This window comes from Wolbachia endosymbiont of Drosophila barbarae (assembly GCF_044752445.1).
In the GTDB taxonomy this organism is placed as follows: domain Bacteria; phylum Pseudomonadota; class Alphaproteobacteria; order Rickettsiales; family Anaplasmataceae; genus Wolbachia; species Wolbachia pipientis.
On record NZ_JBIXJM010000006.1, the window covers coordinates 1 to 829 of the forward strand.

Here is an 829-nt window from a genome sequence, read left to right on the forward strand (position 1 = left end):
TCGATACAACTAGAAGCCTGACGCTCACACTCGAGCCTCCTGAGCAAATCTTGTCTGGTGAGCTCCTCTACGCACTGCCTCTATTGCTCTGATATAGCTAAAGTGACTTACGATAATTTGAAAAACAAAAATTCGTCATTCCGCTACTTGTTAGCGGAATCTATACCGCGAATGAATCGCGGTATGACGTAGGACTGCTGTCATCCCAGTGCGTGACACTGGGATCTCGTTCCTTAACTTTATAGTGTAAATTATTTCAAATTGTGTCTAGCTGCAAGTATAATAATTTCCCTTTATAGATAAAGTATGTTGCAAATGTTATGCCAAAGAGTATAATAAAATCTATATCAAATACTTTACAAGAAAAAGTGGGATAGAGGCAAAAGCAAATATTAATAAGGATAATTTAAGAAAAGTGCATACTAGAGTTTGAAGAAGCAGTAAAAATAAAAAATATTATTGAAAGGTTAAATAGCACATGATATAATATATATATAGTGTAAAAATGTAAATAATTTTATTGACATCTTTACATTAATAATTCTTAAATATTTAGTACTGTAGAATTAAGTTTTATGAAGGAAGTAAAAATGGTGGAAAGCTTTTCAGGTAACAACAAAGGCAGTAATTTTATTGAGGAGGCAAAAATAATGGAAAATTTTTCAGATAATAACGGAAACGGTAGCTCGATCTTCCAAGGAAAAATCAGGGAGCAAGATTTCTCTGCAGAGCAGAAGCTAAATGAACTAAAAGCAGCCATAGAGGAGCTCACCAGACAAGATTTGCTCAGGAGGCTCGAGTGTGAGCGTCAGGCTTCTAGTTGTATCGA

At 34.9% G+C, this 829-nt stretch carries 1 pseudogene; it reads left to right on the top strand.

Annotation, left to right across the window (positions count from 1 at the left end):
* Positions 1-590: 590 nt before the first annotated feature.
* Positions 591-829 (top strand): annotated as a pseudogene (locus ACIPNH_RS00100) (hypothetical protein); the annotation flags it as partial.